General features: G+C 61.3%; 11 protein-coding genes. 3 read left to right on the forward strand and 8 right to left on the reverse strand.

What is annotated here, in order from left to right; translation table 11 throughout:
• Window positions 1–75: 75 nt before the first annotated feature.
• Window positions 76–1413: an FAD-binding oxidoreductase gene (locus HNR03_RS17260; RefSeq protein WP_259154804.1), complete on the forward strand. Its 1338-nt coding sequence runs from the start codon at window positions 76–78 to the stop codon at window positions 1411–1413.
• A 144-nt stretch (window positions 1414–1557) separates the two neighbouring features.
• Window positions 1558–2205, forward strand: a complete 648-nt coding sequence (locus tag HNR03_RS17265; protein WP_259154805.1) for an MliC family protein — start codon at window positions 1558–1560, stop codon at window positions 2203–2205.
• Window positions 2206–2215: 10 nt separating this feature from the next.
• Here HNR03_RS17265 and ppk2 read toward each other — a convergent pair whose 3' ends face one another.
• From ppk2 to HNR03_RS17305, 8 genes are all read right to left on the reverse strand, one after another.
• A complete protein-coding gene (ppk2, locus tag HNR03_RS17270) occupies window positions 2216–3037 on the reverse strand; it encodes a polyphosphate kinase 2 (RefSeq protein WP_259154806.1) in 822 nt (273 codons plus the stop codon).
• 56 nt (window positions 3038–3093) lie between these two features.
• Entirely contained in the window at window positions 3094–4758 is a 1665-nt protein-coding gene (locus tag HNR03_RS17275) for a fatty acid--CoA ligase (RefSeq protein ID WP_259155164.1), read from the reverse strand.
• Between the two features lie 37 nt (window positions 4759–4795).
• Window positions 4796–6574 carry an acyl-CoA dehydrogenase C-terminal domain-containing protein gene (locus tag HNR03_RS17280; RefSeq protein ID WP_259154807.1) on the reverse strand — a complete coding sequence of 593 codons (1779 nt, stop codon included), beginning with the start codon at window positions 6572–6574 and terminating at the stop codon, window positions 4796–4798.
• A 66-nt stretch (window positions 6575–6640) separates the two neighbouring features.
• A complete protein-coding gene (locus tag HNR03_RS17285) occupies window positions 6641–9127 on the reverse strand; it encodes an RND family transporter (protein ID WP_259154808.1) in 2487 nt (828 codons plus the stop codon).
• 31 nt (window positions 9128–9158) lie between these two features.
• On the reverse strand, window positions 9159–10229 hold the full coding sequence (locus HNR03_RS17290; protein WP_259154809.1) for a YCF48-related protein: 1071 nt from the start codon (window positions 10227–10229) through the stop codon (window positions 9159–9161).
• Window positions 10230–10297: 68 nt separating this feature from the next.
• The gene (locus HNR03_RS17295; RefSeq protein ID WP_259154810.1) at window positions 10298–11656 is read right to left on the reverse strand and encodes a DUF1329 domain-containing protein; all 1359 of its coding nucleotides are present in this window, start codon (window positions 11654–11656) and stop codon (window positions 10298–10300) included.
• Between the two features lie 39 nt (window positions 11657–11695).
• The gene (locus tag HNR03_RS17300) at window positions 11696–13711 is read right to left on the reverse strand and encodes a DUF1302 domain-containing protein (RefSeq protein ID WP_259154812.1); all 2016 of its coding nucleotides are present in this window, start codon (window positions 13709–13711) and stop codon (window positions 11696–11698) included.
• A 131-nt stretch (window positions 13712–13842) separates the two neighbouring features.
• Complete coding sequence (locus HNR03_RS17305) at window positions 13843–14439, reverse strand: alpha/beta hydrolase (protein WP_259154813.1); 597 nt, start codon at window positions 14437–14439, stop codon at window positions 13843–13845.
• Window positions 14440–14697: 258 nt separating this feature from the next.
• Between HNR03_RS17305 and HNR03_RS17310 the strand changes: the two genes are divergently transcribed.
• Window positions 14698–15735 (forward strand): AraC family transcriptional regulator, encoded by a 1038-nt coding sequence (locus HNR03_RS17310; RefSeq protein WP_259154814.1) that lies wholly within the window; start codon window positions 14698–14700, stop codon window positions 15733–15735.
• Window positions 15736–15847 lie beyond the last annotated feature (112 nt).

A 15847-nucleotide genomic window follows, 5' to 3' on the forward strand; every position in this document is an offset into this window, starting at 1 on the left:
TTTCAACCTGACCGAGCCCACTGCGTCAGCACCCGGTTTCGCCGCCGGGTCCACCCTTATCGCCAGGAAAGCGCCATGACTGTGACAGGCCAAACGTTGATCGGCGAGCACGCCAACTCCGCTCGCCACCAAGCGATCCGGACGAGCGGCCCCGCCACAGAGCCCCCGGACATTGCCGTGGTCGGCGCCGGCATCATCGGCGTCGCCTGTGCCCTTCGGCTGGCACGCCAAGGTCTGCGAGTGGTGGTCATCGACCAGCAAGACCCTGGCCGGGGCGCCTCGTTCGGCAATGCCGGGCACCTGGCGACCGAACAGGTGTTTCCCATCGCCGACCTGTCCATCCTCAAACGACTGCCCGGCATGCTCATCGATCCGATGGGCCCGCTGCGTCTGGACTGGAGATACCTGCCGCGCGCCCTGCCCTGGTTCACGCGCCTGCTATTGAATCTGCGCGCAGCTCCTTTCCAAAGGACCGTGTCCGGCCTGCGCGCACTCAACGAAAGCAGCCTTGGCGCCTGGCATCGATTGCTGAAGGACATTGCCCGCCCCGATCTGCTACGTCAGGACGGTTCATTACTGGTATTCGAACGCCCCGACTCGCGCCAGGCCATCGAATCGCTGCAGGCGCGGATGCAGCATCAACAGGTGCCAGTCGACTACTGGTCCGCCACGTCGGTGCGCGAGACGGCACCGCAACTCAGCGAGCGTATTCAGGGCGGACTGTTTTTTCCGCAAACGGGTCATTTTCTCGACCCCTACCAGGTTGTCTGTGAACTGGTAGAGGCTGCCAAAACCAGCGGCGTGCATTTCCTCAAGCAACAGGTCCTGAGCGCCCGTCTCCAGGCGGACGGCGTCTCACTGATCACCGATCAAGGCCCGCTGACGGCGCGTCGCGTACTGATCGCCTGCGGCGCCCACTCGGCAAAGCTGACGGCAGCGCTGACCGGCAAGCAGGTGCCGCTCGACACCGAGCGCGGGTATCACCTGATGTTGCCTCATGAGCAGGAGCGTTTGCCTTTCGCCGTCACCTCGCTGGAGCGCAAGTTCATCATGACTCCGATGACTGATGGACTGAGACTGGCCGGCACCGTCGAGTTCGCCGGCCTCGAGCGGCCGGCGGCCATGGAGCGCGCCTGGCAATTGCACCGGTTGAGTGCCGGCCTGTTCACCCGGGACTTGAATGCGCAGGCGGCCACGCCCTGGATGGGGTTTCGCCCCTCCTTGCCTGACTCCCTGCCGATCATCGACCGGGTGTGCGACGGCAAGGTCCTGCTGGCTTTCGGTCACCAGCACCTGGGGCTGACGCAAGCGGCGGTGACCGCCGAACTGATCGCGCAAATCGCCTTGCCTGAGACGGTGCCTCCTTCCCTAGGGTTGCCGGCCCTTGAACCCTACAGGCTGGATCGATTCTGAAAAAACACCCGCCGGCGGGCGAGAGTGGCAAGTTTCGAGCACTGGCTTACACTGCGATACACCCTATGCAAACGAATGACTGCTCACCGGACAGAGAGGCCCACGGCAATCCGCGCATCACGCAATGATTCGGGTGAAGCCAACATGAAAACGGTCGCGACCCTTTTCACCTGCCTGCTCGCTGCCAGCTTGTGCGCGGCGACGAGCACCTGTGCCAACGCGGCGTCCTTCAAAACCAGTTTCGATTGCGCCACGGCAAAGGCAACCGTCGAAAAGTTGATCTGTCGCGACCCGCTACTGGCGCAGATGGACGTTGAACTGATGCGCCTGTATCGACTGGCGCTCACGGATGAGCGTTCAGTACCGCCGCCAGACAACGTCATCATCGACCAGCAGTTCTGGGTCGATACACGCAATCGGTGTGCCTCCGACCCAGTGCCCAAATCGTGCGTCATCCGCAGTTATGCCGAGCGTGCGTACCAGTTGCGCCAGGGTTCGGCCATTGTGCGGACCAAGGACCCGGATAGACTGACTGAAGGCCCCGTGGCATTTCGATGTAACGGATTGAACGTGTTGGTTGCCGCCACCTTTTTCATCACCCAGCCCGGTGTTGTGTACCTGAAATGGGCCAACACCTCGATCACCCTGAACCAGGTGCAGAGTGATGTAGGAATCCGTTACATCGGCAAGGATGCGCTGGGAAGCTACAGCTTCTGGCAAACCGACAATACTGCAGTTTTCCAGAAGCCTGGCTCAGTGGCGATGAGTTGTACGGCCGAACCGGCCGGCTGATCGCAGGTACTCAGAACTTCTCGGGCACATGCCGCAACGGATGATCCGGTTCGCGATAGTTGCCGGGTTTCTGCCGTGGGGGCAGCGTGACTTTCTCTCGCGGCACCTTCTTGTACGGGATACGGCTGAGCATGTCGGTAATGATGTTCAGGCGCGCCCGGCGCTTGTCGTTGGAATTGGCCACAAGCCAGGGGGCGTGTTCGGTGTCGCTCGCCTTGAACATGTCGTCCCGGGCACGCGAATAGTCATACCAGCGGCTGTAAGACTTCAGGTCCATGGGCGACAGCTTCCAGATTTTGCGTCCGTCGTTGATGCGCTCTTCAAGCCGACGTGTTTGCTCCTCGGGGCTCACTTCCAGCCAATACTTGAGCAGGATCACCCCCGAATCGACAATCGCGCGCTCCACCAGGGGAATGGCCTTGAGGAAACTTTCAGCCTGCTCCTTGGTGCAAAACCCCATGACTCGCTCGACGCCCGCGCGGTTGTACCAACTGCGGTCGAAAATCACTATTTCGCCCGCCGCAGGCAGATGCGGCAGGTAACGCTGAACATACATCTGGCTTTTTTCGCGGTCGGTCGGTGCAGGCAACGCCACGACCCGAAAGACGCGCGGGCTGACCCGTTCGGTCAGTGCCTTGATGGTCCCGCCCTTGCCGGCGCCATCGCGGCCTTCGAAGACAATACAAACCTTGATGCCTTTGTCCTGCACCCATTCCTGCAACTTCACAAGCTCGACGTGCAGTCGTCGCAGTTCACCCAGGTACTGCTTGTTAGTCATCTTCGGGTGTTCGTCGGCATCACTTTTTTTGCTGCGCTTTTTTTCCTTTGCCATGTCCAAGGCCTCACGCGAGTAAGTCACTGAGCTAACTCGCATGAGTCTAGTCCAGATCAGCCAATTTCCAGTGCTTGCTGGCTCAGTTCGTGTTCACGGATCAGGCGCTTGTTGATTTTCCCGACACTGGTTTTCGGAATATCGGCCACGACCCTGATCTGCTTGGGAATCGCCCACTTGTTGATATGGCCGCGCTCAACGTACTGATGCAGATGCGCCACCAGCATGTCCGGGGTAATACGCTCTCCCGCCGCACACACCACCAGCGCCATTGGCCGTTCACCCCACTGGGCATCAGGAATGCCGACAACCGCCACCGAGGTCACGGCGGGATGCTCGCTGAGGAGGTTTTCCAGTTCCAGTGAGCTGACCCACTCCCCGCCGGTCTTGATGACGTCCTTGATCCGGTCCTTGATCTCGATCACGCCCAAGGCATCGATGGAGGCAATGTCACCGGTATGCATCCAGCCCTCCTCCCACAGTTGCGCACCCTGCTCTGGATCCTTGAGGTAGCCTTGGGTCAGCCAAGGGGCCCGCACCACGATTTCCCCCAATGCCTCGCCATCCTGAGGCGCGTCATTGCCGCAGGCATCGATGATTTTCAGGTCGACCATCGGCACCGCCACGCCAGTCTTGATGCGTGACGCTACCTGCGCTTGCGCTGGCTGTTCAATCTCGGCGTCACGCAGGTGGGTCACGCACAGCAACGGACAGGTTTCCGACATCCCGTAGCCGCTATGGACACACATGCCCCGCGCTGTGGCCTGGGACGCCAGCCCGTGGGTCAAGGCGCTGCCGCCCAGGAGCATTTTCCAGCCGTTGAAGTCGGTCCTGGTCGCGTCGTCGCACCCCAGGATCATTTGCAGGATCGTGGGCACGCAATGGGAAAAACTGACCTTTTCTTCGCGGTACAGCCTGACCAGTTGATTGGGCTCGTAGCGTCCCGGATACACCTGCTTGATGCCCATCAGCGTCGCGACATAAGGCACGCCCCAGGCATGCACATGAAACATCGGCGTGATGGGCATGTAGACATCGTCGGAACGTAACAGCGGCGCGCCTTGATACACCCCCAACGTGCCGACGGCATTGAGCGTATGCAGCACCAACTGGCGGTGACTGAAGTAAACGCCCTTGGGATTTCCGGTGGTGCCAGTGGTGTAGAAGAGGGTCGCCACCGAGTGTTCATCGAAGTCCGGGAATTCGAAGTGCGGCTCCACCTGCGCCAACAGGTTTTCGTATTCCCCCAGCACCGGCAGTGTGGTCGCTGGCACGTCGGCGTCGCTCAGCTGAAGGTAGCCTTTGACCGTCGTCAGCTGATCGTGAATCCGCTCCATCAACGGCAGGAAATCATCATGAACCAGCACCAGGTCATCCTCGGCATGGTTCATGGTGTAGAGAATCTGCTCGTCCGAAAGGCGGATATTGACCGTATGCAACACCGCGCCAAGCATCGGCACGGCAAAAAAACACTCCAGGTACCGATGGCTGTCCCAATCGAGCAGCGCCACCGTATCCCCGGCCTTGACGCCCGCCTGGGTCAGCGCATTGGCCAGTTGTTTGATGCGCTGATTCAGCGTTCGGTAGCTGTAGCGCAGCTTGTCCGCGTAGACGATCTCCTGATCCGGCGAGTACCGCGCCCCCGAGAGCAGCAGGCTCTTGATCAGCAACGGATAGGCGTAGGCGTCTGGCGCGGGAGCGATTATTTTTGTCGTTACCACTGTGAGGTCTTCCTGAGTCTGTTGAGTGGCGGCCACGTCAGAATTGCGTTGCATCGAGCAGGTAAAGCGAATCGCTGCCCGCCTTGACCGACGCGGCCAATGACTGGACGCGTGGCAACAGGCGCGCGAAATAGAAACGCGCGGTGCCCATCTTGCTCGCATAAAAATCGTCCTGCGCCTCCTTGCCAATCGCAGCCTTGGCCATCCGTGCCCACATGTAGGCATAAGCGGTGTAGCCGAAGGCGTGCAGATACTCGACTGACGCTGCGCCGATTTCATTGGGGTTGGATGTGCAGCGGTCCAGCACCCAGGCGGTCAATTCGTCGAGGTTGTCCAGGGCTGCATTGAGCGGTTGGGTGAATGGCGCGAGGTCGGCACAGGCGTTTGCGCTGAAGTGGCGAATCTCGTCGGTAAACAGCTTGTAGAGCGCCCCGCCGCTGCCGACGATCTTGCGTCCGACAAGGTCCAGCGCCTGAATCCCGTTGGTGCCTTCGTAGATCTGGGTGATCCGCACATCGCGCACCAGTTGTTCCTGGCCCCATTCGCGAATGTAGCCGTGGCCGCCAAACACTTGCTGGCCGTGCACGGTGGATTCAAGCCCAAGATCGGTCAGAAACGCTTTGGCCACTGGCGTCAGCAACGCCACCAGCGCCTCGGCGCGCTTGCGTTTGTCCGGGTTGTCACTGAACTTGGCGATGTCGAGTTGCATTGCCACGTACGTGGAGAAGGCCCGGCCGCCTTCATTGCAGGCTTTCATGGTCAGCAGCATGCGCCGCACGTCCGGGTGGACGATGATCGGATCAGCCACCTTGTCACTGGCCTGCGGGCCGCTCGGCGAACGACTTTGCAAACGGTCACGGGCGTAGGCCAGCGCATTTTGATAAGAGCGCTCGGCGGTGGCCAGGCCCTGAATACCGACGCCCAGACGCTCGTAGTTCATCATGGTGAACATCGCCGCCAGGCCCTTGTTCGGCGCATCGACGATCCAGCCCGTGGCGCCGTCGAAGTTCATCACGCAGGTGGCCGAGGCCTTGATCCCCATCTTGTGTTCAATGGAGCCGCAGGACAGTGCGTTTTTCTGCCCGAGGCTGCCATCGGCATTGACCATGACTTTGGGCACCAGGAACAGCGAAATACCCTTGGGACCTGGGGGCGCGTCGGGCAGCCTGGCCAGGACCAGGTGGATGATGTTCTCGGTCAGGTCATGCTCGCCGCCGGTGATGAAAATCTTGGTGCCGCTGACCTTGTAGGAACCGTCGGCCTGAGGTTCGGCCTTGGTGCGAATGAGCCCAAGGTCGGTGCCGGCGTGCGGCTCGGTCAGGCACATGGAACCGGTCCAGAGCCCGGCGTACAGGTTGGGCAAGTACGTGGCTTTCAGTTCGTCACTGGCGTGGGCGTTGATCGCCAGGCAGGCGCCGGCGGTCAACATCGGGTACAGGCCGAACGACAGGTTGGCGCCATTGACCATCTCCTCGACCTGGGCGCCGATCACTTTGGGCATGCCCATGCCGCCATAGACAGGATCACCGCCCACGCCAACCCAGCCCCCTTCGGCAAAGGCCCGATAGGCGACGCCGAAACCGTCTGGGGTAATCACCTCCCCGTCGTTCCAGGAACAGCCCTGCTCGTCGCCGCTGCGATTGAGCGGTGCGATCAGCTCGGCGCTGATCTTGCCCGCTTCCTCAAGGACTGCATTGGCGGTGTCTTCATCCACCACGTCGGCCAGGCCCGGCATGGCGGACCACAATCGGGAAACGTTGAACACTTCGTTGAGTACGAAACGCATGTCACGCAAGGGTGCTTTGTAATCAGACATGATTGAAATCCTCAGGCAAATGCCAGGGCATTGAACCTGCCCTGGTCAATGGAAGTGGCCCCTGGTTCAGGGAGTGCCGATCAGTTCCGCCGTACGTTCGGTAGACATCGTTGGAATGGGGAGAATGTTGCGCAGCAGGAAATGCGACAGCGCCGGGATCAGGATCAGCGCACCGAGCATGTTCCAGAGGAACATGAAGGTCAGCAGGATGCCCATGTCGGCCTGGAACTTGATCGGCGACCAGGCCCAGCACACCACGCCCGCCGCCAGGGTGATGCCGACCAGCCCCACCACGCGGCCGGTGAAGGACACCGCGTTGCGGTAAGCCTGGGCCAATGGCAGGCCCTGGCGCTGGTAATGCAGCTGCACACTGAGCAAATACAAGGCGTAATCGACGCCGATCCCCACCCCCAGTGCGATCACCGGCAACGTCGCCACCTTCACGCCAATCCCCATGATCACCATCAACGCCTCGCACAGGATCGAGGTCAGCACCAGCGGCAGCAGAGCCACCAGCGTGGCACGCCAGCTGCGGAAGGTAATCAGGCAAAACAGCGTCACCGCCGCATACACGTAAAGCAGCATCGTGTGGTTGGCTTCACGCACCACGATGTTGGTGGCGGCTTCAATGCCGGCGGTGCCAGCGGCCAGCAGAAACTGGCGATCGGCCGTGCTGTTGTCCTTGGCGAACTTGTCCGCGATGGCCACCACGGCGTCCAGCGTCTGGGCTTTGTGGTCCTTGAGAAAGGCAATGACCGGCATCACCGAACAGTCGGTATTGAACAGTTCCGGCGCGTTGACCGAGGCCTGTTGTGCCGCGTAGTTCAGCACGTTCTGATTGCGCTGGATGCTGTTGAGCTTGGGGTTGCCTTCGAACGAACCGGCGGTGATCTGGCGCACGGCATTGACCAGCGATGAAGTCGCTTGCACGCCCGGATACTGCTGCAGTTCCCAGGCCAGACGATCGGCCAGGATCAGTGTCTGGTAGTTAAGGCAGCCTTCAGGCGGCGTCTTGATCATCACCGCGAACAGGTCGCTGGATAGCGCATAGTGGCTGGTGATGTAGGCGTTATCACGGTTGTAACGCGAGTCCGCGCGCAGCTCCGGGGCGCCACTGTCGAGGTCACCGATTTGCAATTGCTGGCTGACCATGAAGCCCGCAATGCCCAACGCCACGGCCCCGAGCACGATGCCCGTGGCCCACTTGCGCGTGGTGAAGCGGTCGAGAAAATCCCAGAGCTTGCCGAAGCCTCGGCTCTGCGCCGCGCGAGTGTCGATCTTCAGCGCCCGTTCAGCCGCCTTCGCCCCGACACCGATGTACGACAGCGCCACCGGCATCAGCAATAGCGAGGTGAAGATCAATACGGCGACGCCGATGCTGGCGGTGATCGCCAGGTCCTGGATCACCGGAATGTCGATCAGCATCAACACCGCAAAGCCCACCGCATCCGCCAGCAAGGCCGTGCCCCCCGCGATAAACAGACGCCGGAAGGTGTACCGCGCCGCCACCAGTTTATGGGTGCCACGGGCGATGTCCTGCATGATGCCGTTCATTTTCTGTGCCGCGTGGGACACACCGATCGCGAAGATCAGGAACGGCACCAGCACCGAATACGGATCGATGGCATACCCCAGCCAGGCGACGATGCCCAGTTGCCAGACCACCGCCGTCAGCGAACAGACAATCACCAGCAGCGTGCTGCGCAGGCAACGGGTGTAGAGGTAAATGATGACGAGCGAGGTCACCACCGCCAGGCCGAAAAACATCATCACCTGGATCAGGCCATCGATCAGGTCGCCGATCAGCTTGGCGAAACCGATCACGCGGACCTTGTACTTGCCCTTGCCCTCCTCCCCGGCCTTGCGTGCCTGGCTGTCACCGGCAAACTCGATCTTGTCGCGCAGTTGCGTTTCGAGCCGCTGCGCGAAGGCGTAGTAATCGATGCCTTGACCGGTGGCCGAAGCCTTGTCCAGCAACGGCACAATCAACATGCTCGATTTGAAATCGCTGGCCACCAGGCTGCCGACGATGCCGGCGCGATTGATATTCTGGCGCAACTGGTCGATGTCTTCGGGCGAGCCGCGGTATGCATCGGGCATCACCGGGCCACCTTGGAAGCCCTCCTCGGTCACTTCGTTCCAGCGCACCGCCGGGCTCCACAACGACTTCATCCAGGCCCGGTCAACGCCTTCGGAGAGAAACAAGTCGTCGTTGACCTGCTTGAGTACGGTCAGGTAATCCGGGTCGAAAATATCGCCTTGGGTGTTCTCCACCACCACCCGCACCGAACTGCCCAGGCCACGCAGTGATTTACGGTTCTCCAGAAAATTCTGGATGTAGGGCTGGCTCTGCGGAATCATCTTCTCGAAGCTGGGGCGCAGCTCCAGGCGGGTGGCCGCCATATAGCCCAGCAGCAGCGTGACCAGGGTCATGCACAGCATGAACAGCGGACGGTAATTGAAGACCCAGCGCTCCAGCCGGTTGCCCGAGCGCCGATCGAAGTCACGCATGTGGCGGATCACCGGCATGGTGTCTTGCTTGAGGTTGCCCATGTCAGGGTACTCGCTCTAATGAATCCAGTTCTTATTTGACGTTCAGTGCGCGGGCACCACGGCTGCCGACCAACACCAGCGTGCCGTCGGAGGTGCTGATGGCGCCGGCTGACGGGGCCGGATTTTGCTGAGGTATTGACGTCAGTCGCGAATCGCCTGCATCAACCAGCATTTGTCCTGCCTGGCTAAACAACAGGTAGCGACCCTTGGCGTCCACCGTGGCGGCCGTGATGCTGACCTGCAGACCGGTGTTGAGCGCGGCCCAGCTCGCGCCACCGTCAACGCTGCGGAACACATGCCCGCGCAGGCCGTAGACCAACACTTCGCCAGGCTTGCCGATCACCCCGAAAAAGCTGCCCTGATACGGCGAATCGAGCGCCACGAAACGCTGCGCGGATTCATTCCACTTGAGCAGCAGCCCTTGTTCGCCAACGATGTAAAGCGCATCGCCGGTGGACGCGATGGCATTGAGGTGCAGGCTTTGCGGGTTATCGGTGCGGTCCTGGAACGGTGTCCAGTGCTGGCCGCCGTCGTCGGTGCGCAAAATCAGGTTGAATGCGCCGACCACGTAACCGGTTTTTTCATTGGCGAACCACACGTCGAGCAGCGGCTTATCGGCGCCCTCTTCGATCAGCCGCTGGCCCTCCTCGACGCGGGTGGCCCATTGTTCATTGGCCGGTTCGGCACTGGCCAACGCACCGTAGTGTTTGACCAGCAAGGCGCCGATCTGGCGACCGTCCAGTTGTTTGTTCCATGTCCGGCCGGCATCACTGGTGTGCAACACCACACCGTCATTGCCGACCGCCCAACCTTGCGCCGCCGTGGGAAAACTCACGGCATTGAGGTCGGCACTGACCGGCACGGCAGCCTGCTGCCAGTCTTTGCCGCCATCATCGGAATAGAGAATGTGGCCACGCTGTCCGACAGCAACCAGACGTGCCCCGGCGCGGGCCACGCCCAGCAACGGACTGCGCACTGCCAGGGCGCTGGTCTTGGCCGGCAAGTCCAGCACGTCGATGTAGCTGGCTGCCTGGGTGAAGCCGTGCAACAGGGCAAGGGCCATGCCCAGCGCCAACTGCCGGTACTTTTTGTACGAACACATACGGCGTCCTCATGAAAAAGCTGCGCCGGGAGCACATCGTGTGCAACCCGGCGTTGAAACACGGCGCTTTAGCGAATGCCGGCCCCCGCCAGGGACTCCGGCGACCATTGCGCCTTCGACAGGGAGTCGATGTAACGGATGCCGCCGTACGGGCCCACCACGCCGTTGATGTTGTAGGAGCCGCCGACCAGGTCGTAGATCATGAACGGCGTGGAGTCCGGCACCTGCTTGTCATAGCTCTGGCTGAGGAACGCGAAGGAACCACGGTAGAGCTGACCACGGGCGTCGTATTGGTCAGAGGCCAGCGCGGCCCAGCTGTCTTCATCGAGGTAGAAGCGACGCTTCTGGTAGACGTGACGCGCCCCCGGCTTGAGGTTTCCCTCCACAACCCACACGCGGTGTTTCTCCCAGCGCACAAAGTCCGGCGACAGGTGATTGGGGGTGGTCAGGCTTTTCGGATCCTGGGCGTAGGTCAGTTTGTAGGTGTTGTATGGCACGATCATTTCTTGCTTGCCGACCAGCTTCCAGTCGTAGCGATCCAGTGCGCCGTTGAACACGAACACATCATCGTAAGTGCCCGCACCCGCGGTTCCCGGATTTGGCGTGTCGTAGGCCAGGTTCGGCGCCAGTTTGACGCGACGCTGGCCCGGCAAGTATTGCCAGGCGCGGCGTGGCTGAGCCAGCGGGTTGGCGGCGTCCTTGAGCATGATCGCCTCGCCGGCACGACGTGCCGGGCCGGTGTAATACAGCTTCATCTGGTAGTACACGTCGGCGCTGCTGATGGGCTGCGCCATGTTTTCGTAGATCGGGTAGGTAATGAACGCCTGCCCCGTGGTGGCCAGGCTTGGCACACCGGCCGAATCGACGTTCCAGGAATCGTACTTGGAGTTGATGTTGACGCCCTGGTAACGCAGCAGGAAATTCCACATCGCCTCGCTGCCCGATTGCGGAATCGGAAACGGTACGCCGGGCAAGACGTTGTCGATGGCCAATCCGCCCTCAAGGGATTTGGCGCCATTGGCGTTCTTCAGGCTGTTGTCCAATACCGGTTGCGGCAAAGCCACGGTGCGATGGGTCGGATAGACATCGACGCGGTAGCTGGGGAAACGCTTGGCCAGTTCTACCGTGGTGGCGCTGAGCAGGTTCTTGTACTGATCGACGTTTTTGCCATTGATGACCAGCAGCGGTTTTTCATTGGCAAAAGGGTCCGGGCGCATGCTGTCGCCCGCTTTGAAGCTGGCCGGAGCCGTGGTCAGTCCGCCGGCGTAGGCGGGAATGGAGCCGTCGGCGTTGGCGGCTTTTTCAGCGCCGATCAGGGTCAGGCTGCTCCCGAGTTTGGCCGCGTCCTGCGCCGACACGGCGGCTTGAACTTGAGCGGCAACGGCCAGGGCCAATGAAGCGGCGAGCAGAGTTTGCACGAATTTCATGGGATCAATCTCCTGCTTAGTGTTTAAGCATTGGGTGAATCAGAAGGTGGTTTTCAGCGTCAGGTACAGGGCGCCACGGTCTTCGGTGGTCGCACCGCCACCCGAGAAGGCTGAATAGCCACCGGCAAAGCACGCATAGTTTTCGTTACCGCTGAAGGCGTTCGGCGTGGAGCCGTCGCCACTGCCGGCGTTGGCCGCGCCGGTGCTGTTGCCGCTGACGTTGCACTTGTCAGCCTTGCCGAAAGAGTCGACGTACTTGAGGTCGACGAAGTACTTGTTGTAGATCGCCGCACCGACGCCCAACGCATAGTTGCCGGTGTCTTTCGCGCCACCGCCCGAGACCGGTGAAACGCCGTCGAGGCCGACGTTGACGGACATCGGCATGCTCATGTCGACGCCGGGGAACACCTGGTACCAGGTCGGCGTGAAGTTGACCGCGATGCCCCAGTTGTCACGAGTCGGCGCGTCGACACCGCGGTAAGTGCTCTTGCCCTTGTAGAGCGCGGCGTTCTTGTCATCGAGCTTGAGCAGGTTGCTGTAATACAGCTCACCAAGCAGGACGGCCGAGTCGAACACCGGCGTCTTGGGCAAGGTCATCAGGCCGTTGAGTGTCCAGTGCAAGGTGTCGCCGGTGGCGCTCATGCTGTCGCCATCGTGCGGGGTGTCGTAGATGACGCCGGTGGCCGCCGTGCGCGGTGGCAGCAAGCCAAGGCCTTGACCGAGCCCCAATGGGCTGTTGCTGCTGACGATCGCCGGGATACTGGCCAGCGGCATGTTGTGGCGGATGTTCAGGTCGCTGCCGACACTGACGCCGCCGATGTCCTTGGACAGGCTCAGGCCGAAGATGTCGATCTTGTCCGAATACGCCAATTGATAAGTAGCGGTGCTCAACGAGTTCAGGGTGTTGACCACCGCCGGCACCTGGCCCGCTGGCCGCGTGCCGTTGGGGTTGGCCGAGGTCAGTCCACGGGCGTCGAGCCAGGCTTGCGGCAAGATGTCCGAGGTCTGGCGGTAGTAGACGCCGAGCGTGCCGTCGAGCCAGGCGGGCGACCACTTGGCCATGACGCCCCAATCGCCTGAATTGCGTGGGGTCAGGTCATCGCCACGGCGTACGTTGGTCAATGCGTTGCACGGCGCCAGGCCGCACCCCAACGGGCTGCCAGGGGTGATCGAGTTGGTGTTGCCGAGCAGGAACGACTGCGCGCCGAAGCCCACGAGGTCGGAACCGCCGTAATAAGTACCTGCCTCCGGCAGGCGTGCGGCGTCCCAATCAAGGAAATACTGGGCTCCGACGGTCAATTCGGGGTTGATGGTGAAGGTCATCGACACCTGGTTGCGCGGGACGAACAGCTCCTTGGCCTCGGTGCCGGGGGACGCTGCCAGTTTGGCCAGGTCCAGACCGGACTGGCCGTAGCTGATCGAATGCACCGGGTTGAGGATGGTCTCACCCCAAAATACGTTGTGTTGCCCGGCCTTGACGCTGAACAGCGACTCCTCCCCTACTTCGGTGCTGTAGAACACGAAGGCATCGAGGATTTCCCCGGAAGGACCGTTGTAGTAGCGCTGGGCGTAGTGGCTGAGATGCGGGCTGCCATTGCCGACATTGTCGCCAGTCACCGCCGCCAGGCGCGGGTCATTGGCGACCAGCCCGGAGGTGTCGCCATTGCCGTTGACGAACGGGTTGGAATTGGAACCGGTGTTCTCATAGGCCTTGTCGTACCAGCTGGCGGCACTGACGCGAGCGCCCATGTGGTCCTTGTAGACCACGTCCATCTCGGTCAGCAGGTCGACCCGGTTGGTGATGTTGGTGCCGGCCCTGCGAAAGTTGTAGTCACCGTCATTGTTGTTCGGCGTCCCGAGCATGCGCTTGTCGGCGTTCTCGGTGCGCACCCCATAGTTGTACTTGACGGTGTTATCAAAACGCACGGCCCAGTCGGGGTTGCCGGTGTCCAGCTCGACGGCGTGGGCGACTGGCATCGATGCCGCCAGAATTGCTAGCGTCAGCAGACTGCGAGGTGAAGGAAGTGTGTGGCCGTGACTCTTATTGTTATGCATTACGGTGTCTCCGCCATGTTGTACTTGTTTTTAAGCGCAGCTTTCCTTGCACAGGCCCAGGTGAAAGGGCTTGCGTTGTGTTCACGCGTTAGAGCAATTGCCGGACGTGTGCCGACCGGCCAGGTGCCTGACTAACGATCCAGTTCCAGAATGAGTGCCTCGGCTTGCGGCCAATGGCCAAAACCCGAGGCAGGATTGAGGTGGCCGACCTCGCCGAGATTGACCACTTCGCTGCCCCAGTTGCGGGCCATGCAGGTAACGGCTTCGAGGCTGCCCAGGTGATCATTGCTGCTGGCCGCGACGATGCTGGGAAAGGGCAGCGCGCCGGCAGGCAGTGGAGCCCAGCCATGGGTTCGCAGGGTTTCAGGGGATGGATAACCCGACGGCCAGGTGGCATCGAGGTCAGGTGGAGCTGCCAGCAGCGCGCCTTTGATCGGGGCGCTGTGCTGAGCCGAGCCATGCAGAGCAGCGCCATGCAGAGCAGCCCAATGCGCGACCATCAACACACCGGCGCTGTGGGCGACGAGAATCACCGGCCCGTCGATCTGCGCAAGTTCATGCTGGATCGCCCGGACCCGGGCCGCGCAGTCGAGCTTGTCGGTTTCCAGTGGCGGGACGCTGCGCACATTGCTCAGCCGGGCCTCCAGCAGCGTTTGCCAGTGCTCGGCAACATGGTCGCGTAGACCCGGTACGATCAGAACGGTTGCGGCAGTTTGCAGTTTGTCCACTTCAACACCTTCGCCTTCACGGTGGCTCGACTGGCTGTTTCGCCAGAATCTTTTTGTTGGTCCGACATTAAAGAGCCCGCCACCCCTGCGCTTTTCATTTGACGACAGCGACTTTTCTTTTGATGACAGCGAAACGCCCCCGGATTGACGGTCGTGGGGAAGGCAAAAAGGCGGCTTCAAAAACTTTTCATTTCGTGGTGTGCTGGCTATAGTCGCCCCGCTGATTTCCACCGGGACCACGCCAGGAAAGACCTTTGCATGCCAAAGCTTGTTCGCGCCGCCGTCTTGACCAACTACCTGGAAGTGGCCCACTACCTGGGGCTCAATCCGCACGATTTATTGGCGAACGTCGGCCTGAGCAAGGCCCGACTGCAAGCCCCCGAGCAACGTATCCCGATCGATTCGGCCGTACGTCTGCTGGAGGATTCGGCCGCCGCCACTGGCTGTCAGACCTTCGGCCTGAGCATGGCCGAGTCGCGTCAGCTTTCGGATTTTGGCGTCGTCAGTCTGCTGCTCACCCATCAGCGCACGCTGCGTGATGCGTTGCAGGTACTGGTGCATTACCGGCACCTGATGAACGACTCGCTGGCGATCTTCGTTGAGGAAGCCGGCAAGATGGTGATCATTCGCGAGGAAGTGGTGACCGAGTCGCCAATGCCCTGTCGCCAGGCAAACGAACTGGCGATCGGCGTGATGTTCCGGCTTTGCGCCGCCCTGCTCGGCGCGCACTGGCACCCTTACAGCGTCAACTTCACGCACCAGCCTCCCGACAACCTGCAACTGCATCGCCGCCTGTTCGGCTGCAACCTGGAGTTCGGCAGCGAGTTCAACGGCATTGTCTGCCCCGATGCCAGCCTCGACATGACCAATCCGCATGCCGACCCGGCCATGGCGCGTTATGCCCAGCGCTATCTCGATTCGCTGCAGAGCCACGAAGGGCCGTCGATCCTGTTCGAAGTGCGCAAGGCCATTTACCTGCTGCTGCCCATGGGCCGCGCCACCATCGAACAGATCGCCCAGACCCAGGGCATGAACGTGCGCACCCTGCAACGCCGCCTGAAAGACGATGGCTGCGCCTTCAACGATCTGATCAACGAAGTGCGCCGTGACCTGGTGCTGCGTTACCTGGAGAACCCGAATTACTCGCTGGGCCGCATCGCCGATATGCTGGGCTATTCCATGGCGAGCTCGTTCACCCGCTGGTTCATCTCCCAGTTCGGCATGCCGCCGGCCACCTGGCGCAGCACGCAAAAAACCGACCTCCCCGGTCCGAAAAAACCTGAATCACACGTCTGATTTGATCGTTCCCACGCTCTGCGTGGGAATGCAGCCCGGGACGCTTTGCGTCCCATTGGAACGCGGAGCGTCCCTTGAGGCATTCCCACGCAGAGCGTGGGAACGATCTATA

The sequence above is a fragment of the Pseudomonas sp. JAI111 genome (assembly GCF_024809425.1).
In the GTDB taxonomy this organism is placed as follows: Bacteria; Pseudomonadota; Gammaproteobacteria; order Pseudomonadales; family Pseudomonadaceae; genus Aquipseudomonas.

Bases quoted from the DNA above. Each gene is read 5' to 3' on its own strand.
- HNR03_RS17260 (WP_259154804.1), top strand. From the start codon at position 76: ATGACTGTGACAGGCCAAACGTTGATCGGCGAGCACGCCAACTCCGCT.
- HNR03_RS17265 (WP_259154805.1), top strand. From the start codon at position 1,558: ATGAAAACGGTCGCGACCCTTTTCACCTGCCTGCTCGCTGCCAGCTTG.
- ppk2 (WP_259154806.1), bottom strand. From the start codon at position 3,037: ATGGCAAAGGAAAAAAAGCGCAGCAAAAAAAGTGATGCCGACGAACAC.
- HNR03_RS17280 (WP_259154807.1), bottom strand. From the start codon at position 6,574: ATGTCTGATTACAAAGCACCCTTGCGTGACATGCGTTTCGTACTCAAC.
- HNR03_RS17285 (WP_259154808.1), bottom strand. From the start codon at position 9,127: ATGGGCAACCTCAAGCAAGACACCATGCCGGTGATCCGCCACATGCGT.
- HNR03_RS17290 (WP_259154809.1), bottom strand. From the start codon at position 10,229: ATGTGTTCGTACAAAAAGTACCGGCAGTTGGCGCTGGGCATGGCCCTT.
- HNR03_RS17295 (WP_259154810.1), bottom strand. From the start codon at position 11,656: ATGAAATTCGTGCAAACTCTGCTCGCCGCTTCATTGGCCCTGGCCGTT.
- HNR03_RS17300 (WP_259154812.1), bottom strand. From the start codon at position 13,711: ATGCATAACAATAAGAGTCACGGCCACACACTTCCTTCACCTCGCAGT.
- HNR03_RS17310 (WP_259154814.1), top strand. From the start codon at position 14,698: ATGCCAAAGCTTGTTCGCGCCGCCGTCTTGACCAACTACCTGGAAGTG.